22 protein-coding genes and 2 pseudogenes are annotated in these 24,413 nt (G+C 64.8%); 13 read left to right on the plus strand and 11 right to left on the minus strand.

The features are described 5' to 3' along the window. The first annotated feature begins 4 nt into the window (after positions 1–4). From ACQ86E_RS25925 to ACQ86E_RS25945, 5 genes are read left to right on the plus strand one after another with little or no spacing between them, the layout of a single operon-like run. Positions 5–1,606: an ABC transporter substrate-binding protein gene (locus ACQ86E_RS25925; RefSeq protein ID WP_431202406.1), complete on the plus strand. Its 1,602-nt coding sequence runs from the start codon at positions 5–7 to the stop codon at positions 1,604–1,606. Positions 1,607–1,623: 17 nt separating this feature from the next. Beyond that, the gene (locus ACQ86E_RS25930; RefSeq protein WP_431202407.1) at positions 1,624–2,565 is read left to right on the plus strand and encodes an ABC transporter permease; all 942 of its coding nucleotides are present in this window, start codon (positions 1,624–1,626) and stop codon (positions 2,563–2,565) included. Next, a complete protein-coding gene (locus ACQ86E_RS25935) occupies positions 2,562–3,485 on the plus strand; it encodes an ABC transporter permease (protein WP_431202408.1) in 924 nt (307 codons plus the stop codon). The genes ACQ86E_RS25930 and ACQ86E_RS25935 overlap by 4 nt, the downstream gene beginning before the upstream one ends. A gap of 19 nt (positions 3,486–3,504) precedes the next feature. Continuing rightward, positions 3,505–4,494: an ABC transporter ATP-binding protein gene (locus ACQ86E_RS25940; protein WP_431202409.1), complete on the plus strand. Its 990-nt coding sequence runs from the start codon at positions 3,505–3,507 to the stop codon at positions 4,492–4,494. Continuing rightward, entirely contained in the window at positions 4,491–5,483 is a 993-nt protein-coding gene (locus tag ACQ86E_RS25945) for an ABC transporter ATP-binding protein (RefSeq protein WP_143844377.1), read from the plus strand. Before ACQ86E_RS25940 ends, ACQ86E_RS25945 begins: the two co-directional genes overlap by 4 nt. A gap of 178 nt (positions 5,484–5,661) precedes the next feature. Here ACQ86E_RS25945 and ACQ86E_RS25950 read toward each other — a convergent pair whose 3' ends face one another. From ACQ86E_RS25950 to ACQ86E_RS26000, 11 genes and pseudogenes are all read right to left on the minus strand, one after another. Next, complete coding sequence (locus ACQ86E_RS25950) at positions 5,662–5,949, minus strand: YciI family protein (protein WP_431202410.1); 288 nt, start codon at positions 5,947–5,949, stop codon at positions 5,662–5,664. Between the two features lie 76 nt (positions 5,950–6,025). After that, positions 6,026–7,000, minus strand: coding sequence for a sugar ABC transporter substrate-binding protein (locus ACQ86E_RS25955; RefSeq protein ID WP_431202411.1), 975 nt, complete (start codon positions 6,998–7,000; stop codon positions 6,026–6,028). A 42-nt stretch (positions 7,001–7,042) separates the two neighbouring features. Beyond that, positions 7,043–8,020, minus strand: a complete 978-nt coding sequence (locus ACQ86E_RS25960; protein WP_431202412.1) for an ABC transporter permease — start codon at positions 8,018–8,020, stop codon at positions 7,043–7,045. Continuing rightward, positions 8,017–8,967 carry an ABC transporter permease gene (locus ACQ86E_RS25965; RefSeq protein WP_431202413.1) on the minus strand — a complete coding sequence of 317 codons (951 nt, stop codon included), beginning with the start codon at positions 8,965–8,967 and terminating at the stop codon, positions 8,017–8,019. Before ACQ86E_RS25965 ends, ACQ86E_RS25960 begins: the two co-directional genes overlap by 4 nt. After that, complete coding sequence (locus ACQ86E_RS25970; RefSeq protein WP_431202414.1) at positions 8,960–10,486, minus strand: sugar ABC transporter ATP-binding protein; 1,527 nt, start codon at positions 10,484–10,486, stop codon at positions 8,960–8,962. Before ACQ86E_RS25970 ends, ACQ86E_RS25965 begins: the two co-directional genes overlap by 8 nt. Beyond that, positions 10,483–11,878: pseudogene (locus tag ACQ86E_RS25975) on the minus strand (FAD-linked oxidase C-terminal domain-containing protein). The gene ACQ86E_RS25970 and the pseudogene ACQ86E_RS25975 overlap by 4 nt, the downstream one beginning before the upstream one ends. Before the next feature lie 58 nt (positions 11,879–11,936). Further along, positions 11,937–12,821 (minus strand): intradiol ring-cleavage dioxygenase, encoded by an 885-nt coding sequence (locus tag ACQ86E_RS25980; protein ID WP_431202415.1) that lies wholly within the window; start codon positions 12,819–12,821, stop codon positions 11,937–11,939. Between the two features lie 15 nt (positions 12,822–12,836). Next, positions 12,837–13,739: an NAD(P)-dependent oxidoreductase gene (locus tag ACQ86E_RS25985; protein WP_431202416.1), complete on the minus strand. Its 903-nt coding sequence runs from the start codon at positions 13,737–13,739 to the stop codon at positions 12,837–12,839. 20 nt (positions 13,740–13,759) lie between these two features. After that, positions 13,760–15,136, minus strand: coding sequence for an amidohydrolase family protein (locus ACQ86E_RS25990; protein WP_431202417.1), 1,377 nt, complete (start codon positions 15,134–15,136; stop codon positions 13,760–13,762). A 4-nt stretch (positions 15,137–15,140) separates the two neighbouring features. Further along, positions 15,141–16,220: a maleylacetate reductase gene (locus ACQ86E_RS25995; RefSeq protein WP_431202418.1), complete on the minus strand. Its 1,080-nt coding sequence runs from the start codon at positions 16,218–16,220 to the stop codon at positions 15,141–15,143. Continuing rightward, positions 16,217–16,540: a Dabb family protein gene (locus ACQ86E_RS26000; protein WP_431202419.1), complete on the minus strand. Its 324-nt coding sequence runs from the start codon at positions 16,538–16,540 to the stop codon at positions 16,217–16,219. The genes ACQ86E_RS25995 and ACQ86E_RS26000 overlap by 4 nt, the downstream gene beginning before the upstream one ends. Before the next feature lie 107 nt (positions 16,541–16,647). Here ACQ86E_RS26000 and ACQ86E_RS26005 point away from each other — a divergent pair. The 8 genes and pseudogenes from ACQ86E_RS26005 (at position 16,648) to ACQ86E_RS26040 (ending at position 24,394) form a co-directional block, all read left to right on the plus strand. Next, positions 16,648–17,570: pseudogene (locus ACQ86E_RS26005) on the plus strand (LysR family transcriptional regulator). Positions 17,571–17,835: 265 nt separating this feature from the next. Further along, positions 17,836–18,990 (plus strand): transporter substrate-binding domain-containing protein, encoded by a 1,155-nt coding sequence (locus ACQ86E_RS26010; protein WP_431202420.1) that lies wholly within the window; start codon positions 17,836–17,838, stop codon positions 18,988–18,990. A gap of 2 nt (positions 18,991–18,992) precedes the next feature. Further along, positions 18,993–19,658, plus strand: coding sequence for an ANTAR domain-containing response regulator (locus tag ACQ86E_RS26015; protein WP_015687148.1), 666 nt, complete (start codon positions 18,993–18,995; stop codon positions 19,656–19,658). A gap of 10 nt (positions 19,659–19,668) precedes the next feature. After that, positions 19,669–21,051 carry an urea ABC transporter substrate-binding protein gene (locus tag ACQ86E_RS26020; RefSeq protein WP_431202421.1) on the plus strand — a complete coding sequence of 461 codons (1,383 nt, stop codon included), beginning with the start codon at positions 19,669–19,671 and terminating at the stop codon, positions 21,049–21,051. Beyond that, positions 21,005–21,877 carry an ABC transporter permease subunit gene (locus ACQ86E_RS26025; RefSeq protein WP_431202422.1) on the plus strand — a complete coding sequence of 291 codons (873 nt, stop codon included), beginning with the start codon at positions 21,005–21,007 and terminating at the stop codon, positions 21,875–21,877. Before ACQ86E_RS26020 ends, ACQ86E_RS26025 begins: the two co-directional genes overlap by 47 nt. Before the next feature lie 15 nt (positions 21,878–21,892). Continuing rightward, positions 21,893–22,957 (plus strand): branched-chain amino acid ABC transporter permease, encoded by a 1,065-nt coding sequence (locus ACQ86E_RS26030; protein ID WP_431202423.1) that lies wholly within the window; start codon positions 21,893–21,895, stop codon positions 22,955–22,957. Beyond that, positions 22,957–23,673: an ATP-binding cassette domain-containing protein gene (locus ACQ86E_RS26035; protein WP_431202424.1), complete on the plus strand. Its 717-nt coding sequence runs from the start codon at positions 22,957–22,959 to the stop codon at positions 23,671–23,673. The genes ACQ86E_RS26030 and ACQ86E_RS26035 overlap by 1 nt, the downstream gene beginning before the upstream one ends. A 1-nt stretch (position 23,674) precedes the next feature. Continuing rightward, on the plus strand, positions 23,675–24,394 hold the full coding sequence (locus tag ACQ86E_RS26040) for an ABC transporter ATP-binding protein (protein WP_431206565.1): 720 nt from the start codon (positions 23,675–23,677) through the stop codon (positions 24,392–24,394). Positions 24,395–24,413: the final 19 nt, after the last annotated feature.

A 24,413-nucleotide genomic window follows, 5' to 3' on the forward strand; every position in this document is an offset into this window, starting at 1 on the left:
TTTCATGGATCGCAGGACGGTATTGAAGGGACTGGCCGGCGCGGGCGGTCTGGCGTTGACCGGCATCTCTGCGCCGGCGATCGCGCAAGGCGCATCGGCGCGCACCCTGCGTTTCGTGCCGCAGGCCAACCTCGCCAATTTCGATCCGATCTGGGGCACGCAATATGTCGTGCGTAATGCGTCGGCCCTGGTCTGGGATACGCTTTACGGCATCGATTCCTCGCTGGTGCCCCAGCGGCAGATGGTCGAATCCGAGCAGGTGAGCGACGACGGCACCACCTGGACGTTCAAGCTGCGGCCGGGCCTCAAGTTCCACGACGGCGAGCCGGTGCGGAGCAAGGACGTTGTTGCGAGCCTCACGCGCTGGGCCGTGCGCGATCCCATGGGGCTGATGCTCAAGGCGCTCCAGCAGGAGCTCACGGCCGTCGACGACCGCACCTTCAAATGGGTGCTGAAACAGCCGTTCCCGAAGATGCTCTATGCGCTCGGCAAGAACAATTCGCCTTGCGCCTTCATCATGCCGGAGCGCATCGCGCAGACCGACCCATTCAAGCAAATTGGCGACTATGTCGGCTCCGGGCCGATGAAGTTCGCCAAGGGCGAGTGGGTTCCGGGTGCGAAAGCCGTGTTCGAGAAGTTCGCCGACTATGTGCCGCGTCAGGAGAAGGCGTCATGGCTCGCCGGCGGCAAGCAGATCCTAGTCGATCGGGTAGAATGGATCGTGATGCCGGATGCCGCCACCGCGGCTGCCGCGCTGCAAAACGGTGAAGTCGATTGGTGGGAGAACCCGATCGCCGACCTCGTTCCGGTCCTGAAGAAGAACAAGAACATTAGCGTCGATATCGGCGATCCCCTCGGCAATATCGGCTCGTTCCGCATGAATTTTCTATATCCGCCGTTCAACGACGTGCGGGCGCGGCGTGCCGTGCTGACGGCGCTGAGCCAGGAAGATTACATGCGTGCGCTCGTCGGCGACGACAATTCGCTGTGGAAGCCGCTACCCGGCTTCTTCACGCCGGATACGCCGCTCTATACCGAGATGGGCGGCGAGATCCTGAAGGGCAAGCGTGATTTCGATGCGGCCAAGAAGCTGCTCGCCGAGAGCGGCTATTCCGGCCAGCCGGTGACGTGCCTGGTGGCGCAGGACCAGCCGATCACCAAGGCACAGGGCGACGTGACCGCGGACCTGCTGAAGAAACTCGGCATGAACGTTGACTTCGTCGCGACCGACTGGGGCACGGTCGGCTCCCGCCGCGCACTGAAGACCCCTCCGGGGCAGGGCGGCTGGAACATGTTCCACACCTGGCACGCCGGCGCGGATTGCACCAACCCGGCGCCCTATACTGCCATTCGCGCCAATGGCGACAAGGCCTGGTTCGGCTGGCCCACCAGCCCCGGCACCGAGAAGGAAGTCACGTCATGGTTCGAGGCCAAGAACCTCGATGAGGAGAAGGCAGCGATCGGCCGCCTCAACAAGGCGGCGCTCGATGACGTCGTCTACGCCCCGACCGGCTTCTTCCTGAGCTACACGGCGTGGCGCAAGAACGTCTCCGGCATCACCAAGGGGCCGCTGCCGTTCTTCTGGGGCGTGTCGAAATCCGCATGATCTTGCACTGAAGCCAGATGCTCTCCTACATCCTCCGTCGCATCGTCTCGACCTTGCCGGTCATGGCAATCGTCGCGCTGTTCGTGTTCAGCCTGCTTTACATCGCGCCGGGTGATCCCGCCGTGGTGATCGCGGGCGATCAGGCGAGCCCGGAGGATGTGGAGCGCATTCGCCAGGGGCTCGGCCTCGATCGGCCGTTCCTGATCCAGTTCGGAAGCTGGGTCTGGCGCATCCTGCACGGCGATCTCGGCACCTCGATCTTCACCAACCTGCCGGTCTCCGCGATGATCGGGCAGCGTCTCGGCCCGACGCTGTCGCTGATGAGTGTCACGCTTCTGCTCACGATCGTGATCGCGGTGCCGCTCGGCGTGGTGGCGGCATGGAAGGCCGGCAGCTTCATCGACCGAGCCATCATGGCATTTGCCGTGTTCGGCTTCTCGCTGCCGGTCTTCGTCGTCGGCTATGTCCTCGCCTATATCTTCGCTCTGGAGCTCGAATGGCTGCCCGTGCAGGGCTACACGCCGCTCTCGGAGGGGGTCTGGCCCTGGCTGCAAAACCTGATCCTGCCGGCGGTCGCGCTTGGATGCGTCTACATCGCGTTGATCGCGCGCATCACCCGCGCCACCATGCTTGAAGTCTTGCAGCAGGACTATATCCGCACCGCCAAGGCGAAGGGTCTCGGGCAGGGCGGTATCCTCTTCGTTCATGCGTTGAAGAACGCCGCTGTCCCCATCGTCACCGTGATCGGGATCGGCATCGCACTGTTGATCGGCGGCGCGGTCGTCACGGAAAGCGTGTTTGCGATCCCCGGCCTCGGCCGTCTCACGATCGATGCGATCCTGCGCCGCGACTATCCCGTCATCCAGGGCATCGTGCTGCTGTTCAGCTTCGTCTACGTCCTCGTCAATCTGATGATCGACGTCGTCTATACTATCGTTGACCCGAGGATCCGCTATTGACCGATACGACCGTCAATCCGCAGGCACTGCCGGCCGGCTTCGTCCTCGCACCGCAACTGCCGGAGATTCTTCGGCCTGTCGTGATCCGGCGCGGCTTCATCGGTCTCCTGCGGGGCCATCCCACCGTCGCGATCGGTGGCGCGTTGCTGCTCATCCTGGTCCTGATCGCGATCTTTGCGCCCTATCTCTGGACGGTCGATCCGACTGCGCTTGCGCCGGCAAAACGCACCCGCGCGCCGTCGGCCGCTTTCTGGTTTGGCTCCGATGTGCTTGGTCGCGACATCTATTCGCGCGTGCTTTACGGCGCACGCGTCTCGCTCACGGTGGGTTTGTCGGTCGCGATATTCGCGTCCGCGGCCGGTCTTGCCATCGGAATCGTCTCCGGCTTCATCCGCTGGGCCGACGGCATCCTGATGCGCTTCATGGACGGGTTGATGTCGATCCCGCCAATCCTGCTCGCGATCGCGCTGATGGCGCTGACGCGCGGCAGCGTCGGCAACGTCATTCTGGCCATCACCATCGCCGAGATCCCCCGTGTCTCGCGCCTCGTCCGCAGCGTGGTGCTGTCACTGCGCGAGCAGCCCTATGTGGATGCCGCGGTCGCCTGCGGCACGCGCACGCCGATGATCATCCTGCGCCATATCCTGCCCAACACGCTCGCGCCGATGCTGGTGCAGGCTACCTACATTTGTGCCAGCGCCATGATCACCGAGGCAATCCTGTCCTTCATCGGTGCCGGCACGCCGCCCACCATTCCGTCCTGGGGCAACATCATGGCCGAAGGCCGCGCGCTGTGGCAGGTCAAGCCCTACATCGTGTTCTTCCCGGCGGCGTTCCTGTCCGTCACCGTGCTTGCCGTGAATCTGCTCGGCGACGGCCTTCGCGATGCGCTCGATCCGCGCATGGCCAAGAGCCTCTGATGGTACGGGGCTGATCGCGATGGCATTGCTCGAAGTCGAGAACCTCCAGACCCATTTTCGGACGCCCAGTGGCATCAACCGAGCGGTCGACGGAGTATCCTTCCACGTCAACGAGGGCGAGACGCTCGCCATCGTCGGCGAATCCGGCTGCGGCAAGTCGGTGACCTCGATGTCGCTGATGCGGCTGATCCCCGAGCCGCCGGGCAGGATCGCGGGTTCCATCCGCTTTGCGGGGAGGGACCTGTTGCAACTCTCCGACCGAGAGATGCGCGCCATCCGTGGCAACGACATCTCGATGATCTTCCAGGAACCGATGACCAGCCTCAACCCGGTGCTGACCGTCGGCCGTCAGATCCGTGAGACGCTGATGATCCATCAGGGCCTGGACAAGGTCGCCGCCGAGGCCCACGCGGTTGAGATGCTGACCCTGGTCGGCATTCCCGAGCCGAAGCGGCGGGTGCGCGAATATCCGCATCAGCTTTCCGGCGGCATGCGCCAGCGTGTGATGATCGCGATTGCGCTCGCCTGCAATCCAAAACTCCTGATCGCGGACGAGCCGACCACCGCGCTCGACGTGACCATCCAGGCGCAGATCCTGAAGCTGATGCTCGACCTCAAGAGCCGGGTCGGCGCCGCGATCATCCTGATCACACACGATCTCGGCGTCGTTGCCGAGATCGCCGAGCGCGTCATGGTCATGTATGCGGGCCGCAAGGTCGAGGAGGCTCCGGTGGCCGAGCTGTTCCGCTCGCCGCGCCATCCCTACACGCAAGGTCTGCTCGGCGCCGTGCCGCGGCTCGGCTCGTCGCTGACCGGCACCGCGCGGCGTCTGGCCGAAATCCCCGGGCAAGTGCCGGATCTCAGGAAGCCCATCGTCGGGTGCGTCTTCGCCGGCCGCTGCGCGCTCGCGACCGATCTGTGCCGCCAATATGCTCCGGGCCTCGAAGAGAAGGCGCCTCGTCACGTCGCCGCCTGCCATTATTCCGCCAAGGGGGCCATCGCGGCATGAGTCCTCCGCTGCTCCAGGTCAACGACCTCAAGAAGCATTTTCCCGTCAACAAGGGCCTGTTCGGCCGCAAGTCCGAATGGGTCTATGCGGTGGACGGCGTGTCGTTCGAGATCGCGCGCGGCGAGACGCTGTCGCTGGTCGGCGAATCCGGCTGCGGCAAGTCCACGGTCGGCCGCGCGATCTTGCGGCTGTTCGACATCACCTCGGGGCAGGTCATTCTCGACGGCCAGCGGATCGACGACGCCGCGCCGAGCACCATGCGTCAGATGCGCCGCCGCGTTCAGGTCGTGTTCCAGGATCCGTTCTCCAGCCTCAATCCGCGCATGCGCGTGCGCGACATCCTGGCCGAGCCGATCCGCAATTTCGGCCTCGCCAAATCCGCCATCGATCTCGAAACGCGCGTCACGGCGCTGATGGACACCGTGCGCCTGCCGCGCGAAGCGCTGAACCGCCGGCCGCACGAATTCTCTGGCGGCCAGCGCCAGCGCATCGGCATCGCGCGGGCGCTCGCGGCCGAGCCCGAGCTGATCGTCTGCGACGAGGCGGTTTCGGCGCTCGACGTCTCGGTCAAGGCGCAGATCGTCAATCTGTTGCAGGATCTCCAGCGCGAGTTCGGCCTGGCGCTGCTGTTCATCAGCCACGATCTCGCGATCGTCGAACACATGACCCACCGCGTGGCAGTCATGTATCTCGGCAAGATCGTGGAGGTCGCGCCGCGCTTCGAAATTTTTGCCGCGCCAAAGCATCCCTACACCAAGGCGCTGCTCTCGGCTGTGCCGCTACCGGAGCCCGGCGCTCAGCGCAATCCGATCATCCTCAAGGGCGACGTACCGAGCCCGATCAACCCGCCGAGCGGGTGCCGCTTCCACACCCGCTGCCCCTACGTGTTCGATCGCTGCCGGACGGAGGAGCCGACGCTGCGCGCGGCTGCACCCGAGCAGTGGGTGGCCTGTCATCTCGAAGACGGTGTGCCGGCGACGGCTGCATAGCTGCTGTGCCAGCGGCCAAGAGCCGGGCGGAGGGGAGGGGCGACAATCGGGCGATGGTGCCAATATGCCCCTGTTTTGCCCGACGGGTCAAAGTCCGCGCGCAGACAAAATTCGCAAGTCAAAACAACCTCATTCTACTGTGCATGGGGTTGTTTTCGCATCTTGGCTTGAGCCGGCCTCAGCCCTGGCGGCGCAGAAAGCCAGTGATCGTGACCTTCTCCCAGATGCCTGCTGCCCCAAAGGGATCGGCGCGGTTGAAGGCTTCGACTTCGCTGCGGCCGGGCGCCTCGATCAGGAACAGGCTGCCGATCATGGTTGCGCCATCGTCGGAGACCAGCGGCCCCGACATCACGATCTTGACGCCGAAGCGCGAGGTGTCGCTCAGGAAAGCCTTGTGCGCATCGTAATTGGCGAGCCGCGTCGGCAGCGCGCCGGCGCGGTCGAGGGCGTGAATGGCGAACAGCATGGTGGTCTCCGTTGATGTCTTGGTTTTCTTGGAACGGCCGCCGGGGCGGCCGTCCTGGCTTGCGTGACTGGCTGGTTTACTTGCCGCCGAGCTTGCCGGCTTCTTCGAAGGTCGGGCAGGTGCGCTGCTCCAGCGGCACGTCGAACGGCTGGTAATTGTCCTTGGTAATGACGGTCGGCTTCAGCACGATCTCGCTGATGACAGGCTGGCCGCGCAAGGAGCGGATCGCCATCATGGTGCCGAGGCATCCTTGCGCAAATCCGTTGTAGTCGCCGCTGGCGAGCAGCTTGCCGGACTTGATCGCGTCGATCGCCTCCTTGGTGCCGTTGATGCCGATCACCTGCGCCTTGCGATTGGCGCCGTCGAGCGCCTCGATCGCGCCGACCGCCATGGCGTCGTTGGCCGCCAGCACGCCGTCGATCTGCGCGTTCGACTGCATCAGGTTCTCCATCACCTGGAGTGCCTGCAGCCGCTGGTAGTTGCCGGGCTGCGAGGCCAGCAGCTTGGCGCCCGCGTTCTCCTTCAAAGCGTCGTTGAAGCCGCGCACGCGGTCGACGTTGGTCAGCGAGCCCTTGACGCCCTCGATGATGACGATGTTGCCCTTGCCGCCCAGCGTCTTGAGCAGGAAGCGTGCGGTCTCCAGGCCCAGGCTGTAATCGTCGGCGCCGACGAAGGAGAGGAACTTGCCGCCGGCGGAACGGTCGGTGATGTTGACGACGGGGATTTTTGCCTCGTTGATCTTCTCGACCCCCGGCACCATCGCCTTGTAGTCGACCGGCGTGAAGACGATCGCGCTCGGCTTCTTCACGACGACGTCCTCGATCTGGCTGAGTTGCTCAGGGATCGAATCGGGCTTGGTCGGGATGTATTGCAGCGTCTTGGCGTTCAGCACCTTCGCCATGTTGTCGGCGCCGACCCGCACCGTCTGGAAGAACGGATTGGTCTGGTTCTTGGTGAAGACGGCGATGGTCTCGCCGTCGGCGCGCGCTTGCGTCGTGAACGCGGCCGCCATCAGCAGCGGTAGCGCCAGATAGCCCAGTTTATGTTTCATGTGGTCTCCATCCCTCGTTTTGATTGTTGGTCGTCCAGGAACTCATTGCGCGCGGCGTCGGGTCTTCATGTCGAGCCAGACCGCGAGAATGACGATGACGCCGGTCACCAGCGGTTGCCAGTTGGCGCTCACTGAGAGCAAATTCATGCCGTTCAGAACCAGCGTCAGGATCAGTGCGCCGATGAAGGTGCCGAACACGGTGCCGACGCCGCCGAACAGCGAGGTGCCTCCGATCAGCACGGCCGCGATCGCAGGCAGCGTCAGGCTCTCGCCGATATCGGCTTCGGCAGAATTGAGCCGCGACAGGAAGATGATCGAGGCGAGCCCGGCCATGGTGCCGGAGACGGCGTAGACCAGCAGCAGGCGGCGTGCGACCGGGATGCCGGAGAGCCGGGCCGCGACCGGATTGGCGCCGATCGCATAGATCTCCTGTCCCCAGATCGTTCGTTGGGCAAACATCGTCCCGATGCCGAGGAACACCAGCAGCAGATAGACCGGGATCGGGAGGCCGAACAGATAGCCGCTGCCGATCTGGCGGAAGCCGGCCGGGAAGCCGTGAAGGGTCTCGCCCGCCATGTACCAGTAGGTGAGGCCGTTCAGCACCCAGAGCATGCCATAGGTCGCGATGAAGGAGGGGATGCGCAGGGCCGTCACCATCACACCGTTGAGCAGCCCGACGATGCCGCCGCAGGCGAGCCCGGCGAGGATGCCGAGCGCCGGCGAGCCGGTCTTGTGGATCACGGTGCCGGCGATGCAGGCGGACAGCGCGACATTGGCGCCGACCGAGAGATCGAGGCCCGCGGTCAGCACCACCAGCGTCAGCCCGGAGGCGATGAAGAAGGTCAGGCTTGCCTGTCTGAGCACGTTGAGGATGTTGCCGAGGCTCAGGAAGGAATCGCTGAGCACGGCGAGCACCGCGCAGATCAAGAGCGCCGCGAGCAGGCGGTAGAACACCTGGATCGCGTCCTGCGACAGGAACGAGCGGGGCGGCATCATCGCCTCTTTGGTGATGTCGGTCATGCGCGGCTCCGAAGGCCGTCGAGGAACAGGGCGACGATGACGAGGACGCCGACGCTTGCGACCTGCACCGATGACGGCAGCGAGATCAGGTTCAGCCCGTTGCGCAACACCCCGACGGAGAGGACGCCGAGCAGGGTGCCGAGCAGCCAGCCATTGCCGCGCTCGAACGAGGTGCCGCCGACGGCGACGGCCGCGATGGCGTCGAATTCAAGCCCGAGGCCGGCGGTGGGATGGCCGGAATTCATCCGCGCGGTCATCAAGAGGCCAGCGATGCCTGCCATGGCGCCGCCGATCGCATAGACGGCGATCAGCAGTTTGTTCGGCGAGAGGCCGGCATAGCGCAGCGCCTCGCGGTTGCCGCCGAGCGCGAAGATGTAGGTGCCGAAGCGGGTGTGATAGAGCAGGCCGTGAAATGCCGCGTAGGTCACCAGTGCCATCACGATCGGCACGGGAACGCCGAGCAGCGTGGCCGAATAGATGTCGCGCACGCTATGGGGGATGCCGACCACGCTCTGGCCGTCGCTGACGATCAGCGACAGGCCCTGCGCCATGCCGAGCGTGCCGAGCGTCGCCACGAAGGGCGGAATGCCGACGATGGCGACCAGCCAGCCGTTGGCGAAGCCGAAGGCCGTGCCGACCAGCAGGCCGGCGCCGAGGCCCAGCAGCATCGATTTGGTCGCAAGCGACACGATGGCGACGCAGAGCGAAGTCAGCGTCAGCACTGCGCCCATCGACAGGTCCAGCCCTTCGGTCATGATGATCAGCGTCATCGGCAGCGCCAGCATGGTCAGGATGGTCGACTGCACCAGCACGTTGGAGAGATTGGCGACCGACAGGAAGCCGGGTGCGATTGCGCCAAACAGCGCGATCAGGAGCACCAGCACGATGGCAACGCCGGGAATGCGCTGCAGCGGGTTGGGTTGCGAGACGATTGCGGCCTCACGCATGATGCATCCCCAGTCGCACGATGTTCTCCTCGGTCAGTTCGTTGCGCGTCAGGTGCCCGGCGATGCGGCCCTCGCGCATCACATAGGCGCGATCGCAGACATGGCAGATCTCGATCTGCTCGGATGAGATCATCAGTGCCGCGGCGCCTTCGGCGACGAGACGATCGATCAGGGCAAAAATCTCGGACTTGGCACCGATGTCGATGCCGCGGGTCGGCTCGTCGAAGATGAAGAGCTTCGAGCCGGCCGCCAGCCACTTGCCGATCACGACTTTCTGCTGGTTGCCGCCCGAGAGCAGGCCGACGGTCTGGCGCGCGCTGGGCGTCGCGATCCTGAGCTGCCGGATCAGGCCGTCGGCGGTGCGCTGCGCGCTGCGCTGGTCGAACAGGCCGCTCGGAAACAGCTTTCGCAGCGCCGAGACCACCAGATTGTCGCTCACCGACCGCAACAGCGCGAGGCCTTCGCTCTTGCGGCTTTCCGGGATCAGGGCGATGCCGCGGCGGGCGGCCAGATCAGGCTCGCCGGACATGACCTTGCCGTCGAAGATGATCTCGCCGGCGCTGGTGGGATCGGCGCCGAAGATGGCGCGCGCGACTTCGCTGCGACCGGAGCCGACCAGGCCGCACAGGCCGACGATCTCGCCCCGCCGCACCTCGATGTTGATGTCGGAGATTCCCGTCGAAGCGCTCAAGCCCTTGACCTCAAGCAGCAGCTCGCCTGGCTTGTCGGCAAAATTGCGCGGATAGGTCATGTCGACGTTGCGGCCGACCATCATGCGGACGAGCTGGTCCGGGGTGACGTCGGCAGGTTTGACGCCGTCGATGCGGCGGCCGTCGCGCAGCACCGTGATGCGGTCGCCGAGCGCGAACACCTCGGCCATGCGGTGCGAGATGTAGACGATGGAGACGCCGTCGGCCTTCAGCCGCGCGATCAGTGCGAACAGCAGCTCGGTCTCGCGGTCGGATAGCGCCGCGGTCGGCTCGTCCATGACGAGAATGCGGGCGTTCTGGCTGATCGCCTTGGCGATCTCGACCATCTGCTGCTGCGCGACGCCGAGCTTGTCGACGGTGGTGGAGGGATCGATCTCGAAGCCGATCGTATCGAGCACACGCCTGGCATCGGCCAGGATCTTGCGGCGGTCGATGGTGCCGGGGATGCGACCTTTCGGCTCGCGGCCGAGGAAGATGTTCTGGGCGATATCGAGATGGGGGACCAGCGAGAATTCCTGGAAGATCACGGCAATGCCGAGCTTCTGTGCATCCGCGGTCGATGAGATATCGACCTTGTCGCCCCTGTAGGTGAACTCGCCGGAATCGGCGCGATAGGCACCACACAGTACCTTCATCAGGCTCGACTTGCCGGCGCCGTTCTCGCCGAGCAGCATGTGCACTTCGCCGGGATATACAGCAAAGGACACGTCATCCAGCGCCTTGACGCCGGGGAACTCCTTGCTGATGCCGCGCAGTTCCAGCAGCGGTGTGGGCGAGGCGGGTTCGACGGCCAATGCGGCGATGCTCATGCGCGCGCTCCGCTGGCAAAGATCTTTCCGGGGTTCATCAGATTGCTCGGATCGAGCGCGGTCTTGATCGACCGCATCACGTCGACGGCTTCGCCGAGCTCGTCCGCGAGATAGTCGATCTTGCCAATGCCGATGCCGTGCTCGCCGGTGCAGGTGCCGTCCATCGCGATGGCGCGGGCGACCATGCGGGCCTGCAACGCCTTGGCACCTTCGGTCTCCTCTAGCCTGGCCGGGTCGATCAGGATCAGCATGTGGAAATTGCCGTCACCGACATGGCCGACGATCGGCGCAGTAAAGCCGTGCTCGTCCGCATCGCGACGCGTCTCGGTCAGGCATTCCGCGAGCCGCGAGATCGGGACGCAGACATCGGTGATCACGGCGCGTGCGCCAGGTCGCAAGCCGAGGCCGGCATAGAGCGTGTTGTCGCGGGCGTGCCAGAGCCGGCTGCGGTCTTCCGGCGCCTTGGCCCAGGCAAAGCCATGACCGCCATGGTCGGCGGCGATCGCCTGTGCGGCCTCGGCCTGCTCGGCGACGGAGCTCTCGGAGCCGTGGAATTCGAAGAACAAGGTTGGGGCCTCGCGATAGCCGAGCTTGGCGTAGGCATTGATGCCGCGCATCATGACGTCGTCGAGCAACTCTATGCGTGCCACGGGGATCGCGGACTGGATCACGGAGATCGCGGTATCTACGGTGCTGTGCAGGTTGTCGAAGCTGCAGACCGCGGCCGAGATGGCCTGCGGCACCGGATGCACCTTCAGCGTGATCTCGGTGATGACACCGAGCGTTCCCTCCGCCCCGACGAACATGCGTGTCAGATCGTAGCCGGCCGCCGACTTGCGGGCGCGCCTGGCGGTGCGGATCACGCGGCCGTCGGCCAGGACCACCTCGAGCCGCCATGACATTGTCCTTCATGGTGCCGTAGCGCACGGCCATGGTGCCGGAAGCGCGGGTGGATGTCATGCCGCCGATCGAGGCGTCGGCACCGGGATCGATCGGGAAGAACAGGCCTGTACCGCGGAGCTCTGCGTTGAGCTGCTTGCGCGTGATGCCGGGCTGCACGACGACGTCCATGTCGCTTTCGTGCACGGTGAGCACCTTGTTCATGCGCGCGAAATCGATGCAGACGCCGCCCGCGACGGATGCTGCATTTCCTTCCAGCGAGGTTCCGGCACCGAACGGGACGATCGGCATGCCCGCGCCCGCGCACAGCTTGACGATCTCGGCAACCTCCTCAGTGGTTTCAGGGAAGACGACGATATCGGGCGGCAGGCTCCGATAATGCGACTCGCTCTGCCCATGCTGGTCCAGCACGCCGCGTGCAACGCTCGCGCGCGGGCCGATCATGCCGGTGAGGCGTTCGGCCAATATGCTCGTGCTGACCCGCGGTCCCATCCCTAACTCCCGTCTGCTCCCTGTTGCCGGACTCGTGTTCGGTCCGTCGCCGTCCAGTCTAGGCGGCTCTTGCGCTGCTCGCGACCTGCTTCAGGCCGAAATCGTAATTGAGGTGAAAATAGTCGCGCTCCACCATGCGACCATCCGGCGCACGGCCGGCAGAATGCCGGACGAATTCGCGGATCAGGCTGTCCTTGACGCCGAACACCACGTCGCTGTCGAGATATTGGTCGCCGGCGACGAACACGTGCGTGACGAGCTGCTCGAAGCCCGGCGCCGAGATCATGAAGTGGACATGCGCGGGGCGCCATGGATGGCGGCCTTGAACCTCCAGCATCTCGCCGACCGGGCCGTCATGCGGGATCGGATAGGCGGCAGGCTTGATCGACCAGAAATGGAAGCGGCCGTTGCCATCGGTGTGGAAGCGGGCCCGCATCGCGAGATCGCCGATGTCGTCGAGCTGCTGCACGTCGTAATAACCGTCGTCGTCGGAATGCCAGACGTCGACGGTGGCACCTGCGAGCGGCTGTCCGTCGACGGTCGAGACGGAGCCAGTGACCAGCATCGGATCACCTTCCATCGGGCCCGAGATATCGGCGCCGCTATCCTTCTCGGGTGCGGCCTGGACGAAGAACGGGCCAAGCACCGTGGTCTCGGTCGCGCCTTCCGGCACGGGATGGTTGATCGCATCGACCAGCATGGAGACACCCAGCGCATCCGACAACAGGATGAACTCCTGGCGCTTGTCGTCGCACATGTGGCCGGTGCGGGTCAGGAAGTCGATGCCGTATTCCCATTCCTTCTGGGTCGGCCGCACCTCGCGGACAAAGGCATGGAGATGGCGCACCAGTGCCTCGCTCACCTGCTTGATACGCGGGTCGGTTGCGTCCTCGATCCGCTCCAGCACTGCGTCGGTAATCGTGTTTTCGTTGAAGTTGCGCATCCTGGGTCTCCGCGATCAGAGTTCGGGTTCGCCAAGCCCGGACAGCCGTTCCAGGTGCTTGACGGTCGCGATGAAGTCGGTGTCGCCGTCGCCTTGCGCCACCAGCGAGCCGTAGGTCTCGCGCACCTGGGCCGCGAGCTGAAGCGGCACGCCGACGGCGTGGCCGGCGCCGAGAATGAGATCGAGATCCTTCGCCATCTGCTTGCAGGAGAAAGTCGACTCGAAATCGCGGTTGCGCAGGGGCGCGGTCTTGTATTTCACCATGGGCGATGCCACGGCGCTGTCGTCGAGCACCTTCAGAATGTCCTGCCAGGCAATGCCGCCCTTGCGCGCCAGCGCCAGACTCTCCGCCATCATCGCGGCGGATACTGCGATCATCAAATTAACCGAGAGTTTTGCGTAACGCGCTTCCTCGGCGGGGCCGAGATAGGTCTGGGCGCGGGTGAAGGCTGCGAACAGCGGTCTAGCTTCCTCGAAAGCGTCTTTCGGACCTGAGACGAAGCAGCTCAGGGCGCCGGTATGGACGATGCTGGCGTTTCCGGAGACTGGTGAACGAAGATAGGCGATACCACGGGCCTGCGCGGCGGCTGCAACTTCGGTTGAAGCTTCGACGCTGACGGTGCTGGTCTCGATCAAGACGGCTCCGGGCGTGATCACAGCGATGAGGCCGGTCGGACCGAGCAGCGCAGCGCGTAGCGCGGCGTCATCGGGCAGGGACGTAATCACTGCCGCCTTGCCGCTCACGGACTCGGCCGGGGAGGCGGCAATCGAGATGCCTTGCGCGCGTGCTTCGCTGATCCGCGCCGCGTTCTGATCGAATGCGGTGACGGCATAGCCGGCCTTGGCGACGAGGGCCGACATCGGCAGGCCCATCTTGCCGATCCCGATGAAAGCGACGCTTTTCGAAGTGTCTGTCATTGTTGTTGTCCGTCAGCCGCTCAGGCGGCGCGCCCCTGTCGTTCGATGTCCTGCACCAACCGCCGGCCGGATCGCGCCAGCAGCTCTTTCTTCGCTTCCAGCCCCTCGACCAGCAACCGGCCGTTCCGCTTCTTCCAGGCGCCGCCGATCATGACGGCCTCGATATTGGCAAGGCTCGTCTGCATCACGACGGTCGCGACGGGATCGTGCACCGGCACAAGGTTGAGGTCGGAGGCGTTGATGACGACGAGGTCGGCGAGTTTGCCGGGTGTCAGCGATCCGATCTGGTGCTCGCGACCGAGCATGCGGGCGCCTTCCGTGGTGATCCAGCGCAGCGCTTCCCGAACGGGGATCGTGGTCGTCGCCGGAATGGTGCCGCTTTCCTTGCGCGACTCCGCATTGTCGAGCGCCCGCTGCATCGACAAAGCGATGCGGGCCACGCCGAGGAGGTCGCCGGCCAGCACGGACTCCAGATCAATGCCGATCGTTGGTCGTACGCCGCGCTTGAGCAGCCGTCCGGTGATCGGGAAACCGTGGCCCTGGATCATCTCATTCTCCGGCGTCACCGAGAAGGACACGCCGAGATCGACCAGCCTGTCGAGGAGATCGTCGGGCAGGTCGTTGCCATGAACGATGTTAATGCCGGAGCCGACAAGGCCGGCCTCGATCAGCTTCTCCCAGCCACCCGGCGTCTTGGCCGGACCGCCGCCCTGATGCATCGATGCGATCAGCTTCAGCTCCTGCGCTAGGCGGAAATCGTGCAGGGCGACGTCGAGCGTCGAATAATGCGGACCGAGAATCGCAAGCCCGAGCGTGACGAGGCCGTCGCGGTCGGCGAGGGGGCCTGCCAGTAGCCGTTCGATCTCGTGGCGCGGATGCGGGATCTCCGAGAAATGCGGCTCGCCTGGTTTCGGCTCGGGCTTCGGCGAACCATGGAAGAAGGCGGCGCGGATGCCGCTCTCGATCAGGCCGCGCACGGCCGCGTCGGTGTGATCGGGGGTCGGATTGTTGTGGCACCAGTCGACCAGCGTGGTAGTGCCGCAATTGATCTGGTTCAGCGCGCCGACCAGCGTCGCAATGTGGATGTCCTCCGGTCGGAACACGGTGGCGAGCCCGGCATGCATGCGGCGGAAATATTCCAGCAGCGTCCAGTTGGCGGCATAGCCGCGCAAGCCGGTCTGCCAGGTGTGCATATGCGCGTTGATCAGGCCGGGGACGACAATGCGGCCTTTGCCGTCGACGATCTCGGTCTCGCTCGCACCGCTGCTGCCGAGCTCGATCGACGGACGCACGTCGACGATGCGGCTGCCCTCGATCAGCACATCGCCGGTATTGAGATCGCCGATCGCGTCATCCATGCTGATGACCGTGGCGGATTTGATCAGTGTGCGCTGCATCTCTTCACGCCGCCGCTTTGATGGCAACCGGCGGCTCGCCGGCCCAGGCGCGTGCAATGAGGTCGCGGATGGCGCCCCGCTCGAGCGGGCGAGGATTCCAGTAGGCATTGGTGACGGCGAGATCGGCCGCCTTGTCGATGCCGCTTTCGGGCATGCCGATGTCGCGCAGGGCCAGCCTGGCGCCCAGCCGCTTCGCGAGGTCGAAGAGTCCCTGCGAGGCATCGGCCGCGCCGATCGCACGCGAGATGCGTGCCATCGCATCGGGCACGGCCGGTGCATTGTAGGCCAGCGCATGCGGGAGCACGATGGTGTGGGTTTCCGCATGCGGCAGATCGAACGTGCCGCCGAGCGTATGGCAGAGCTTGTGATGCAGCGCCATGCCGACCGTGCCAAGGCAGACCCCGCACAGCCAGGCGCCATAAAGCGCTTCGGTACGAGCCTCGCGGTCGTCGCTCTTGGCCGCAATGGCGGGCAGGGCACGCGCCAGCGCGCGGATGCCTTCTTCCGCCATCAGCGACGTCACGGGATTGGTGTCTCGCGCGTAAAGCGCCTCCACCGCATGTGCGATGGCATTGATGCCGGACGTTGCGGCGAGGCTCGCCGGCAGCGTCAGGGTGAGGTCGACATCGTAGATCACGGTCTCCGGCAGCACCGCCGCATCGCGCACCGTGGTCTTCAGGCCGTTCTCGGTCTGGCCGAGGATCGGCGTCATCTCCGAGCCGGCATATGTGGTGGGGATGCAGAGCTGGTTGACGCCGGTGCGAAGCGCCAGCGCCTTGCCGAGGCCCGTCGTGGATCCGCCGCCGAGCGAAACGACGCAGTCGGCGTCGCACGCCTTCATCGCCGCGAGCGCGCGCTCCGTGACCTCGACCGGGGTGTGCATGGTCGCGCCGGGAAAGATGCCGGCATAAAGCTGGCCGAGCGCCACGCCCAGGCTCTTGCCTTGCGCCTCCTGCTGCGGCGTCGTCAGCACCAGCGCGCGCTTGCCGCCGAGACGCTCAACCTCGGCCTTGGCCGAGGCCAGCGTTCCGCTGCCGAACACGACGCGGCAGGGCAGGTTTTCGAAGGTGAACGAACCGATCATGCGCCGGTCTCTTTGATGGGATAATCGACCTGGAAGCGTCCGATCCGCAAGTCGCCCAGCGCCTCGCGGACGCGCAAATGCTCAGGGTGGGAGGCGTAGGCCGCCAGAGCGGCGTGGTCGGTGAATTCGGAGAAAAGAACGACATCGCAGGCGTAATCGACGTCGCTGACGTCGACACCGACTTCGATGTGGGTGAGGCCGTCGATCCGGCCGCGCAGCCCCTCGAACAGGGTCTTGACCTTGGAGCGGGCAGCGGCGCGCTCATCGGGGGTCTCCCCGCGCAGCCGCCACATCACGATGTGCCTGATCGGGCCCGACATTTCCTGGTTTCCTCGCCTGCCATTGTGCTTTGTTGGCGCTATTTTGCCTTGCGAAAAGTGGAAATAAAGACCAAAATTTGTAAGTCTCTTTTCCGATTTATGCAAAAATGGACCGGCTGCTCCAACTCGAAGTCTTCTCCAGAACCGCCGAACTCGGCAGCCTGTCCAAGGCCGCCGATACGTTGCGGATGTCGAACGCGGCTGCCAGCCGCCATCTCAGCGCGCTGGAGGAACGGCTTGCGGTCAGGCTGATCGAGCGCAACACGCGCCGGCAATGGCTGACCGAAGCGGGGCAGGAGCTGCTGCAGCGCTGCAGCCCGCTTCTGAACGAGTTGGCCGAAGCCGAAGACGCCGTTTCCGACCGAGCGCTGTCGCCGAAGGGCATGCTGCGGGTAACGAGCTCGCTGTCCTTCGCCATGATCTATCTCGCGCCGATGCTGCCGGCCTTCCGCGCGCTCTACCCTGATCTCAGCGTGCAGATCACCAGCGCAAACCGCTACCTGGACTTCATCGAGGCCGGCATCGACGTGGCGATCCGCACGCGCGAGCAGGAGCCGGATTCCAACATCATCGTCCGCCGCATCGGGCAGATGCATCGCGTGCTCGCGGCTGCTCCGTCCTATCTGGAGAAGCACGGACGGCCGGAGCATCCCGCCGATCTCGCCCGCCACAACATGCTGATCTACAACCTCGCCAACGATCCCTATTCGCTGCGCCTGAGCCAGGGGGCGCAACGCAGACGATCCGGATCGCACCGACGCTCGACAGCAATGACGGCCAGATCATCTGTGGTGCGGCGCGCGCCGGGCTCGGCATCCTGATCCAGCCGCTCTACATTGTGCAGAGCGATATCGCGGCCGGCCGTCTGGTGCCCGTGCTGATGGGGTGGGAGCTGCCGCTGCTCACCATGAATATCGCCTATCAGAACCGCGTCCGGCTGCCCGCCAAGATCAGGGTCTTTTCCGATTTTCTCGTCAGCCATATCCGAGAGCATTCAGAGCCGGGAATCTGGATCGACGCGACAAAGTGATGGGCAGACGGAGTTCCGGAGGCCTCTGACCGCACTGCACAGTTTTGCTACACGTCGGCACGAATTGCGGCAATCTTCGCTGCAACAACGCGCTTGACATAATAACCGATCTCAACGACCGTAATGCACGAGCGTGGGGCAAGGCAGCCCGTCAACGCGAACAAGTTCAAACCATTTCCAACGCCACGCGAATGCGTGTTTGGTTGGCGGCGAGCGCGCCCTCGGCTTTACAGCCGGCGGGCGCTTTTTTGTTTTGGATCGAGTGATGACGCGAAGACATTATCGGATTGGCGTGATGTTCTCGACGACGGGCTCCTACAGCGTCGTCGCGCGGTCGATCCTTAATGGCGCGTTGCTCGCGTTTGAGGAGGTCAACGCGACCAGCCAAGATATCGAGCTGGAGCCAGTGGTGGTCAATCCTTCGGGCGACCTCGCGCGCTATCGTTCGCTCAGCCTCGAGCTGCTCGGCTCCGGCATCCGCCAGGTGGTCGGCTGCTACACCTCGTCGAGCCGCAAGGAAGTGATCCCGTGTTTCGAGAAGTTCGACGGGCTGCTCTGGTATCCCTCGCACTACGAGGGTTTCGAGAGTTCCGATAACGTCATCTATACCGGCGCAGCGCCCAACCAGCACGTGCTGCCGCTCGTCGACTATCTGGCGTCCCGGGTCGGCTCGCGCGCCTTCTGCATCGGCTCGAATTATATCTGGGCCTGGGAGAACAACCGCATCTTCCGCGAGGCGCTCATCGCGCGCGGCGGTACCGTGCTCGCCGAGCGCTATCTCTCGATGGGCGATACCGAGGTCGACCAGGTCATTGCCGCGATCATCGAGCAGCGCCCTGACTTCGTCTTCAACAATCTGATCGGCACCAGCGCCTATGCCTTCTTCCGCGCATTCCGCGCCGCCTGCCGCGCACGCGGGATCGATCAGGCCGCGGAAATTCCCGTCGCGAGCTGCACGCTGTCCGAACCGGAATTGCCGGAGATCGGTCCCGATGCCATCGACGGGCATCTGTCGTCGAGCGTCTATTTCTCGTCGCTGAATTCGCCGGAGAATGCCGCCTTCATCAATGCGTATGCGCACTCCTTTCCGGATGGACCGGTCTCCTCGGCCGACGCCGAGTCGTCCTATATCGCGGTCAAGCTGCTCGCGGCAGCATTGTTGCAGGCCGGCACAGACGATGCGCGCAAGGTGCGCGCCGCCGTGGCCGATCAGCGGCTGCGCGCGCCGCAAGGTGAGGTCCGCATCGACCGGCAGACCTTCCACGCCTGGCTCACGCCGCGGATCGGCCGCTCGTCTGCGAGCGGGCAATTCGAGGTGCTGCTGGAATCCCGCGAGCCGATCGCGCCCGATCCCTATCTCGTCCAGTCGTCGCCGCGCTTTGCCAGCGCAATGCGCTCTCCGCTGTTGAAGGTGGTGTAATCATGAGCTCTCGACTGCTACAGAACTTCAAGGGCGGCCGCGCCATCGTCGTGACACGGCGAGGCGGATGGGAGAGCACGCTCGAAACGACGCTCGCCAAGCTTGGCGTCTCCACCGAATACCCCGAAATCATCGACGGCCGCGCGCAGATCGACGTGACGAGCCTGCAGGCCGACCGCGACATTCTTTTCGTCGACGGCGATCTCGAAGGCGCCGTCGCGATCGAGGTCCATCCCGCCTCGCGGCTGCCGCCGGTGCCGGTGATCGGCCTTGTCGGCGTCGAGGCGCCGAGCCGGCTGAAGGCGCTCGTCAATCTCGGTGCGACCTCGTTCCTGCGCAAGCCGGTGCATGGCGGTGCGGTCTACACATCCCTGTTCATGGGCATCAACCAGTTCCTGCTGCGCGCCGAAATGAGCGAACGCCTGCAGGACCTCGAGGAACGCCGCCGCGGTCGTCGCGCGGTGATCCGGGCCGTGGTCCTGCTGATGCAGCAGGGCGGTCTCGACGAGGAAGGTGCCTATTCCCAGCTCCGTCGCGAAAGCATGCGCGCGCGGCAGAACATGGAACTCTATTGCGAGGAGTTCCTGAGCAAGCGGGCGAAGCCGCCCGATACGTCCGGCCGCACGACCGGCATCATGCTGCAAGGCGGCAACAAGCAAGCCATCTAGGAGAAGCAAAATGAGCAAGTCTGTATTGCGGGGGCTGCGTGCCGCAGCCCTCACGGGGACGCTTGTCCTCGGATCAGTCCCGGCATCCGCGGCGGAGAACCCGATCAAGCTCGGCGTGCTGGAGGATCAGTCCGGCGACTTCGCCGCGGCCACGATCGGCAAGGTCCACGCCATCCAGCTCGCCGCCGAGGAGATCAACAAGGCGGGCGGCATCATGGGCCGGCCGCTGGAGCTCGTCCCTTACGACACGCAGTCCGACAACACCCGCTACCAGGAGTTCATGCGGCGCGTGCTCCAGCGTGACAAGGTCGACGTTGTGTTCGCGGGCTTCTCCTCGGCCTCGCGTGAGGCCTATCGTCCCATCGTCGATCAGTTCAACGGCTTTGCCTTCTACAACAACCAGTATGAAGGCGGCGTCTGCGACGGCCACATGATCGTAACGGGCGCGGTGCCGGAGCAGCAGTTCTCCACGCTCATTCCCTACATGATGGAGAAGTACGGCAAGAACGTCTACACGCTCGCCGCCGACTATAATTTCGGCCAGATCTCGGCCGAATGGGTGCGCAAGATCGTCAAGGAGAACGGCGGCAAGATGGCCGGCGAGGAGTTCATCCCGCTCGGCGTCTCGCAATTCTCGCAGAGCGTCCAGAACATCCAGAAGGCCAAGCCCGACTTCGTGGTCACGCTGCTGGTCGGCACCGCGCAGGCTTCCTATTACGAGCAGGCCGCCTCCGCGAACGTCAACCTGCCGATGGCATCCTCGGTCAACGTCGGCCAGGGCTACGAGCACAAGCGCTTCAAGCCGCCGAGCCTGAAGGACATGTACGTCACCACCAACTACATCGAGGAGATCGACTCGCCGAAGAGCAAGGAATTCTACGCCAAGTTCAAGGCCAAGTTCCCGAGCGAGCCCTATGTGAACCAGGAGGCGGAGAACTCCTATCTCGCGGTCTACCTCTACAAGCAGATGGTGGAGCGGGCGAAGTCGACCAAGCGCGAGGACATCCGCAAGGTGATCGCGATGGGCGACGTCTGCATGGACGCACCGGAAGGCAAGGTCTGCATCGACCCGAAGAGCCAGCACATGTCGCACACGATCTATCTGGCCAAGGTCGGCGCCGATCATTCGATCTCCTTCCCGAAGACCTGGGAGGACATCAAGCCGTATTGGCTGGGTGAAGCCGGCTGCGATCTGACCAAGAAAGATCCGATGGCCCAGTACACGCCGTCGAGATCCCCCGCCGAAACCCTGACCGGCGGGTGGTCGTCCCGGCGTGCCTGCACGCCGGGACGATCACGGTTACCCGCGCCGGCAACGTTGCCCCTCTCATCGATCTGGTTGGTTCATGGACATAGCGACCCACGTCTTTTCGGCACTTTATCAATTCGGTGACGCCTTCGCGTTCCTGGTGCTCTCGGCCTGCGGGCTCGCGGTGATCTTCGGCATGATGGGCGTGATCAATCTGGCCCACGGCGAGTTCATCATGTGCGGTGCCTATGTCACCGCGGCGACCGTGCATGCCGGTTTGCCGCTCCCGCTCGGTATCCTGGCGGGGACGGTCGTGTCTGCGCTGGTCGGCGTGCTGGTCGAACTCGCGGTGATCCGTCATCTCTACGATCGGCCGCTCGACACCATCGTCGCAACCTGGGGGCTCAGCCTGATCGCCACGCAGGGCACGCTGATCATGGTCGGCTCGACCATGGCGGGGGTCGGCACGCCGTTCGGCAGTTTTCAGGTCGGCGACTACTCCTATTCGATCTACCGCATCGTGCTGTTTTGCTCCGCGCTCGGCGTGCTTGCCGCACTCTATGCGCTGTTCAACTGGACCCGCTTCGGCGTGCTGGCGCGCGCCACCATCCAGGTGCCGCACATGGCGGCTGCGCTCGGCGTCGATACGCGCCTGATCTACAGCCTGACCTTCGCCTGCGGCGCGGGGCTCGCCGGCCTTGCTGGCGGCCTCTATGCGCCGACCATGACGCTGGTGCCGACCATGGGCGCGACCTTCATCATGGAGGCGTTCGTCACGGTCGTGATCGGCGGTGCCGACGTCTTCCTCGGCACGGCGCCCGCCGGCGGCCTGCTTGCGATCGTGAAGTCGGGGATGACGTCCTGGCAGGGACAGTTGTTCGGCCAGATCGGCCTTTTGGTTGCCGTCATCATCGTGGTCCGGGTGCTGCCGAAGGGCATCTCCGGCTTCGTGCTGCGCGAACGCACCTGACGGAGTGATGGCGTCGTGGCTGCTCTCGTTTCCTTTTTTCGCCGTCTCGAAGGCCCGCAGACCGTCGGTCGCGGTCGGGCCTTCTGGGGCCTGTTTGCCATCGTGCTGGCGATCGCGCTCGCCTATCCGCTGTTCAGCGACGGCTACACGGTCGGCAACACCGTCTACTTCTTCGTCTGGGTGTTCATCGCGCTCAGCCTGTGCCTGATCTGGGGCTATGGCGGATCGCTGTCCTTCGGGCAGACCGCGTTCTTCGGCATTGCGGGCTATGGCTACGGCGTCCTGACCCTCAATTTCGGCTCGGCCTATGGCTTCACACTGGTCGCGTTCGTCGTTGCGATTGCGATCGCTGCGCTGTTCGCGGTCCTGCTCGGCTATTTCATGTTCTTCGGCCGCATCGCCGGCGTCTTCCTCGGCATCGTCACGCTCGCCGTGACGCTGATGCTGGAGCGCTTCATGGCGCAGACCGCGGGGCCGGAGTGGCACATCGGCAGCGCGCGGCTCAACGGCTTCAACGGCATGAGCGCGATGCCGCCGCTCACCATCCCCTGGCCGGGCGAGCCGATCGTGCTGTTCGCCGATGTCGGGCTGTACTATTTCGTGCTCGGCCTTCTGGTCTTCGTCTATCTGGCGTTGCGCATCCTGATGAACTCGTCGTTCGGCAACGTCATTGTCGCCATCCGCGAGAATCCTGAAAGGGCGGAGATGCTGGGCTACGACATCCGCAAATACCAGCTCATCACCTTCGTCATCGGCGCCGCGCTCGCGGGGATATCGGGCGTGCTCTACACGGCGTGGGGGCAATACATCACGCCGTCGAGCATGGGCATGACGGCGGCGGCGCTGCCGCTGATCTGGGTCGCGGTCGGCGGCCGCAGCGACTTGACCTCGACCGTGGTCGGCACGCTGGTGGTGCTCGCGGCGTTCCAGGCGCTGACGATCTACGGCAGCCAGTACGCGCTCGTCTTCATGGGCGTTCTGCTCGTGCTCACGGTCTTGATCGCTCCGAACGGCCTCGTGCTCGGCGCGATGAACTGGCTCGGGCGGCTCGCAGCGCGCTTCACGCAGAGGGCCGGCTGATGTCGCTGCTCGAGCTGCGCGAACTGAACAAGCATTTTGGCGGCCTGCACGTCACCAACAGCGTGAACCTGACGCTCGAGCCCGGCGAGATCCACTGCCTGATCGGGCCGAACGGTGCCGGCAAGAGCACGCTGTTCCGCCTGATCCTGGGGGAGCATCATCCCGGCAGCGGCGAGATCGTCTTTGCGGGAGAGAACATCACCGCGCTGAAATCCTTTGCGCGGATTCACCGCGGCCTCTCGGTCAAGTTCCAGGTGCCGGGCGTCTTCAAGGGCCTGTCCGTGCGCCAGAACCTCGAGATCGCCCTGCAGATCCGGCATCGTGGCCCCGAGCTCGAAGCCGAGATCGATCGGCTGCTCGGCTTCCTCGGCCTCGAATCCGAGCAGGCGCAGACCGCGGGCAATCTCAGCCACGGCCAGAAGCAATGGCTGGAGATCGGCATGGCGATCAGCCTGAAGCCGCGCCTCCTGCTGCTCGACGAGCCGACCGCCGGCATGTCGCCGGAGGAAACCCACATGACCGGCGAAATGGTGCAGCGGCTCAATGCCGGCGGCATGACCGTGCTGGCGATCGAGCACGACATGGCGTTCGTGCGGCAGGTCGCCCAGCGCGTCACCGTGCTGCATCTCGGCCAGGTGTTCGCGCAGGGCTCGATCGACGAGATCGTGGCTGACGAGCGTGTGGCAGCGATCTATCTGGGGCAGGCCCATGCTTGATATGCCGCGCAAGGAAGTGATCCTCTCGACGCTCGGCCTGCGTGCCGGCTATGGCGGCAAGCCGGTGCTTCAGGGCCTCGAGATCGAGGTGCGGGAAGGCGAGATCGTCGCGGTCATCGGGCGCAACGGCGTCGGCAAATCGACGTTAATGAAGAGTCTGATCGGGCTCGTGCCGGCGATGAGTGGCTCGATCGTCTATCGCGGCGAGGCCGTGGAATCGCTGCCGGCGCACAAGCGGGCGCGGCTCGGCATGGGCTATGTGCCGCAGGGACGCGACGTCTTCCCGCGCCTGACCGTCGGCGAGAACGTCGCCGTCGGGGCCGCGATCAAGGGCGGAGGCATTCCCGAAGCGGGCCGGCGCAAGATCGTGGAGGCCTTTCCCATTCTCGAAGAGCGCTGGCAGCAGCGCGCCGGCACCATGTCCGGAGGCCAGCAGCAGCAGCTGGCGATCGGACGGGTCCTGATTGCCGATCCGAGCCTGATCCTGCTGGACGAGCCGTCCGAGGGCATTCAGCCCAACATCGTCCAGGACATCGCGCGCAACATGGTCGAGCTCAACCGCAAGACCGGCGTGACCATCATCCTGGTCGAGCAGAATCTCGACATGATCCGCGCCATGGCGCAGCGCTGCTACGTCATGGACAAGGGCCGCATCGTCGCGAGTCTCGACCGCTCGGCGCTCGACGACGTGGTGGAGATGCGCCGGCACCTCGCGGTCTAGACAGTCCAACCAAGGAGAA

It is taken from the genome of Bradyrhizobium betae (assembly GCF_050632175.1).
GTDB lineage: Bacteria > Pseudomonadota > Alphaproteobacteria > Rhizobiales > Xanthobacteraceae > Bradyrhizobium > Bradyrhizobium betae_B.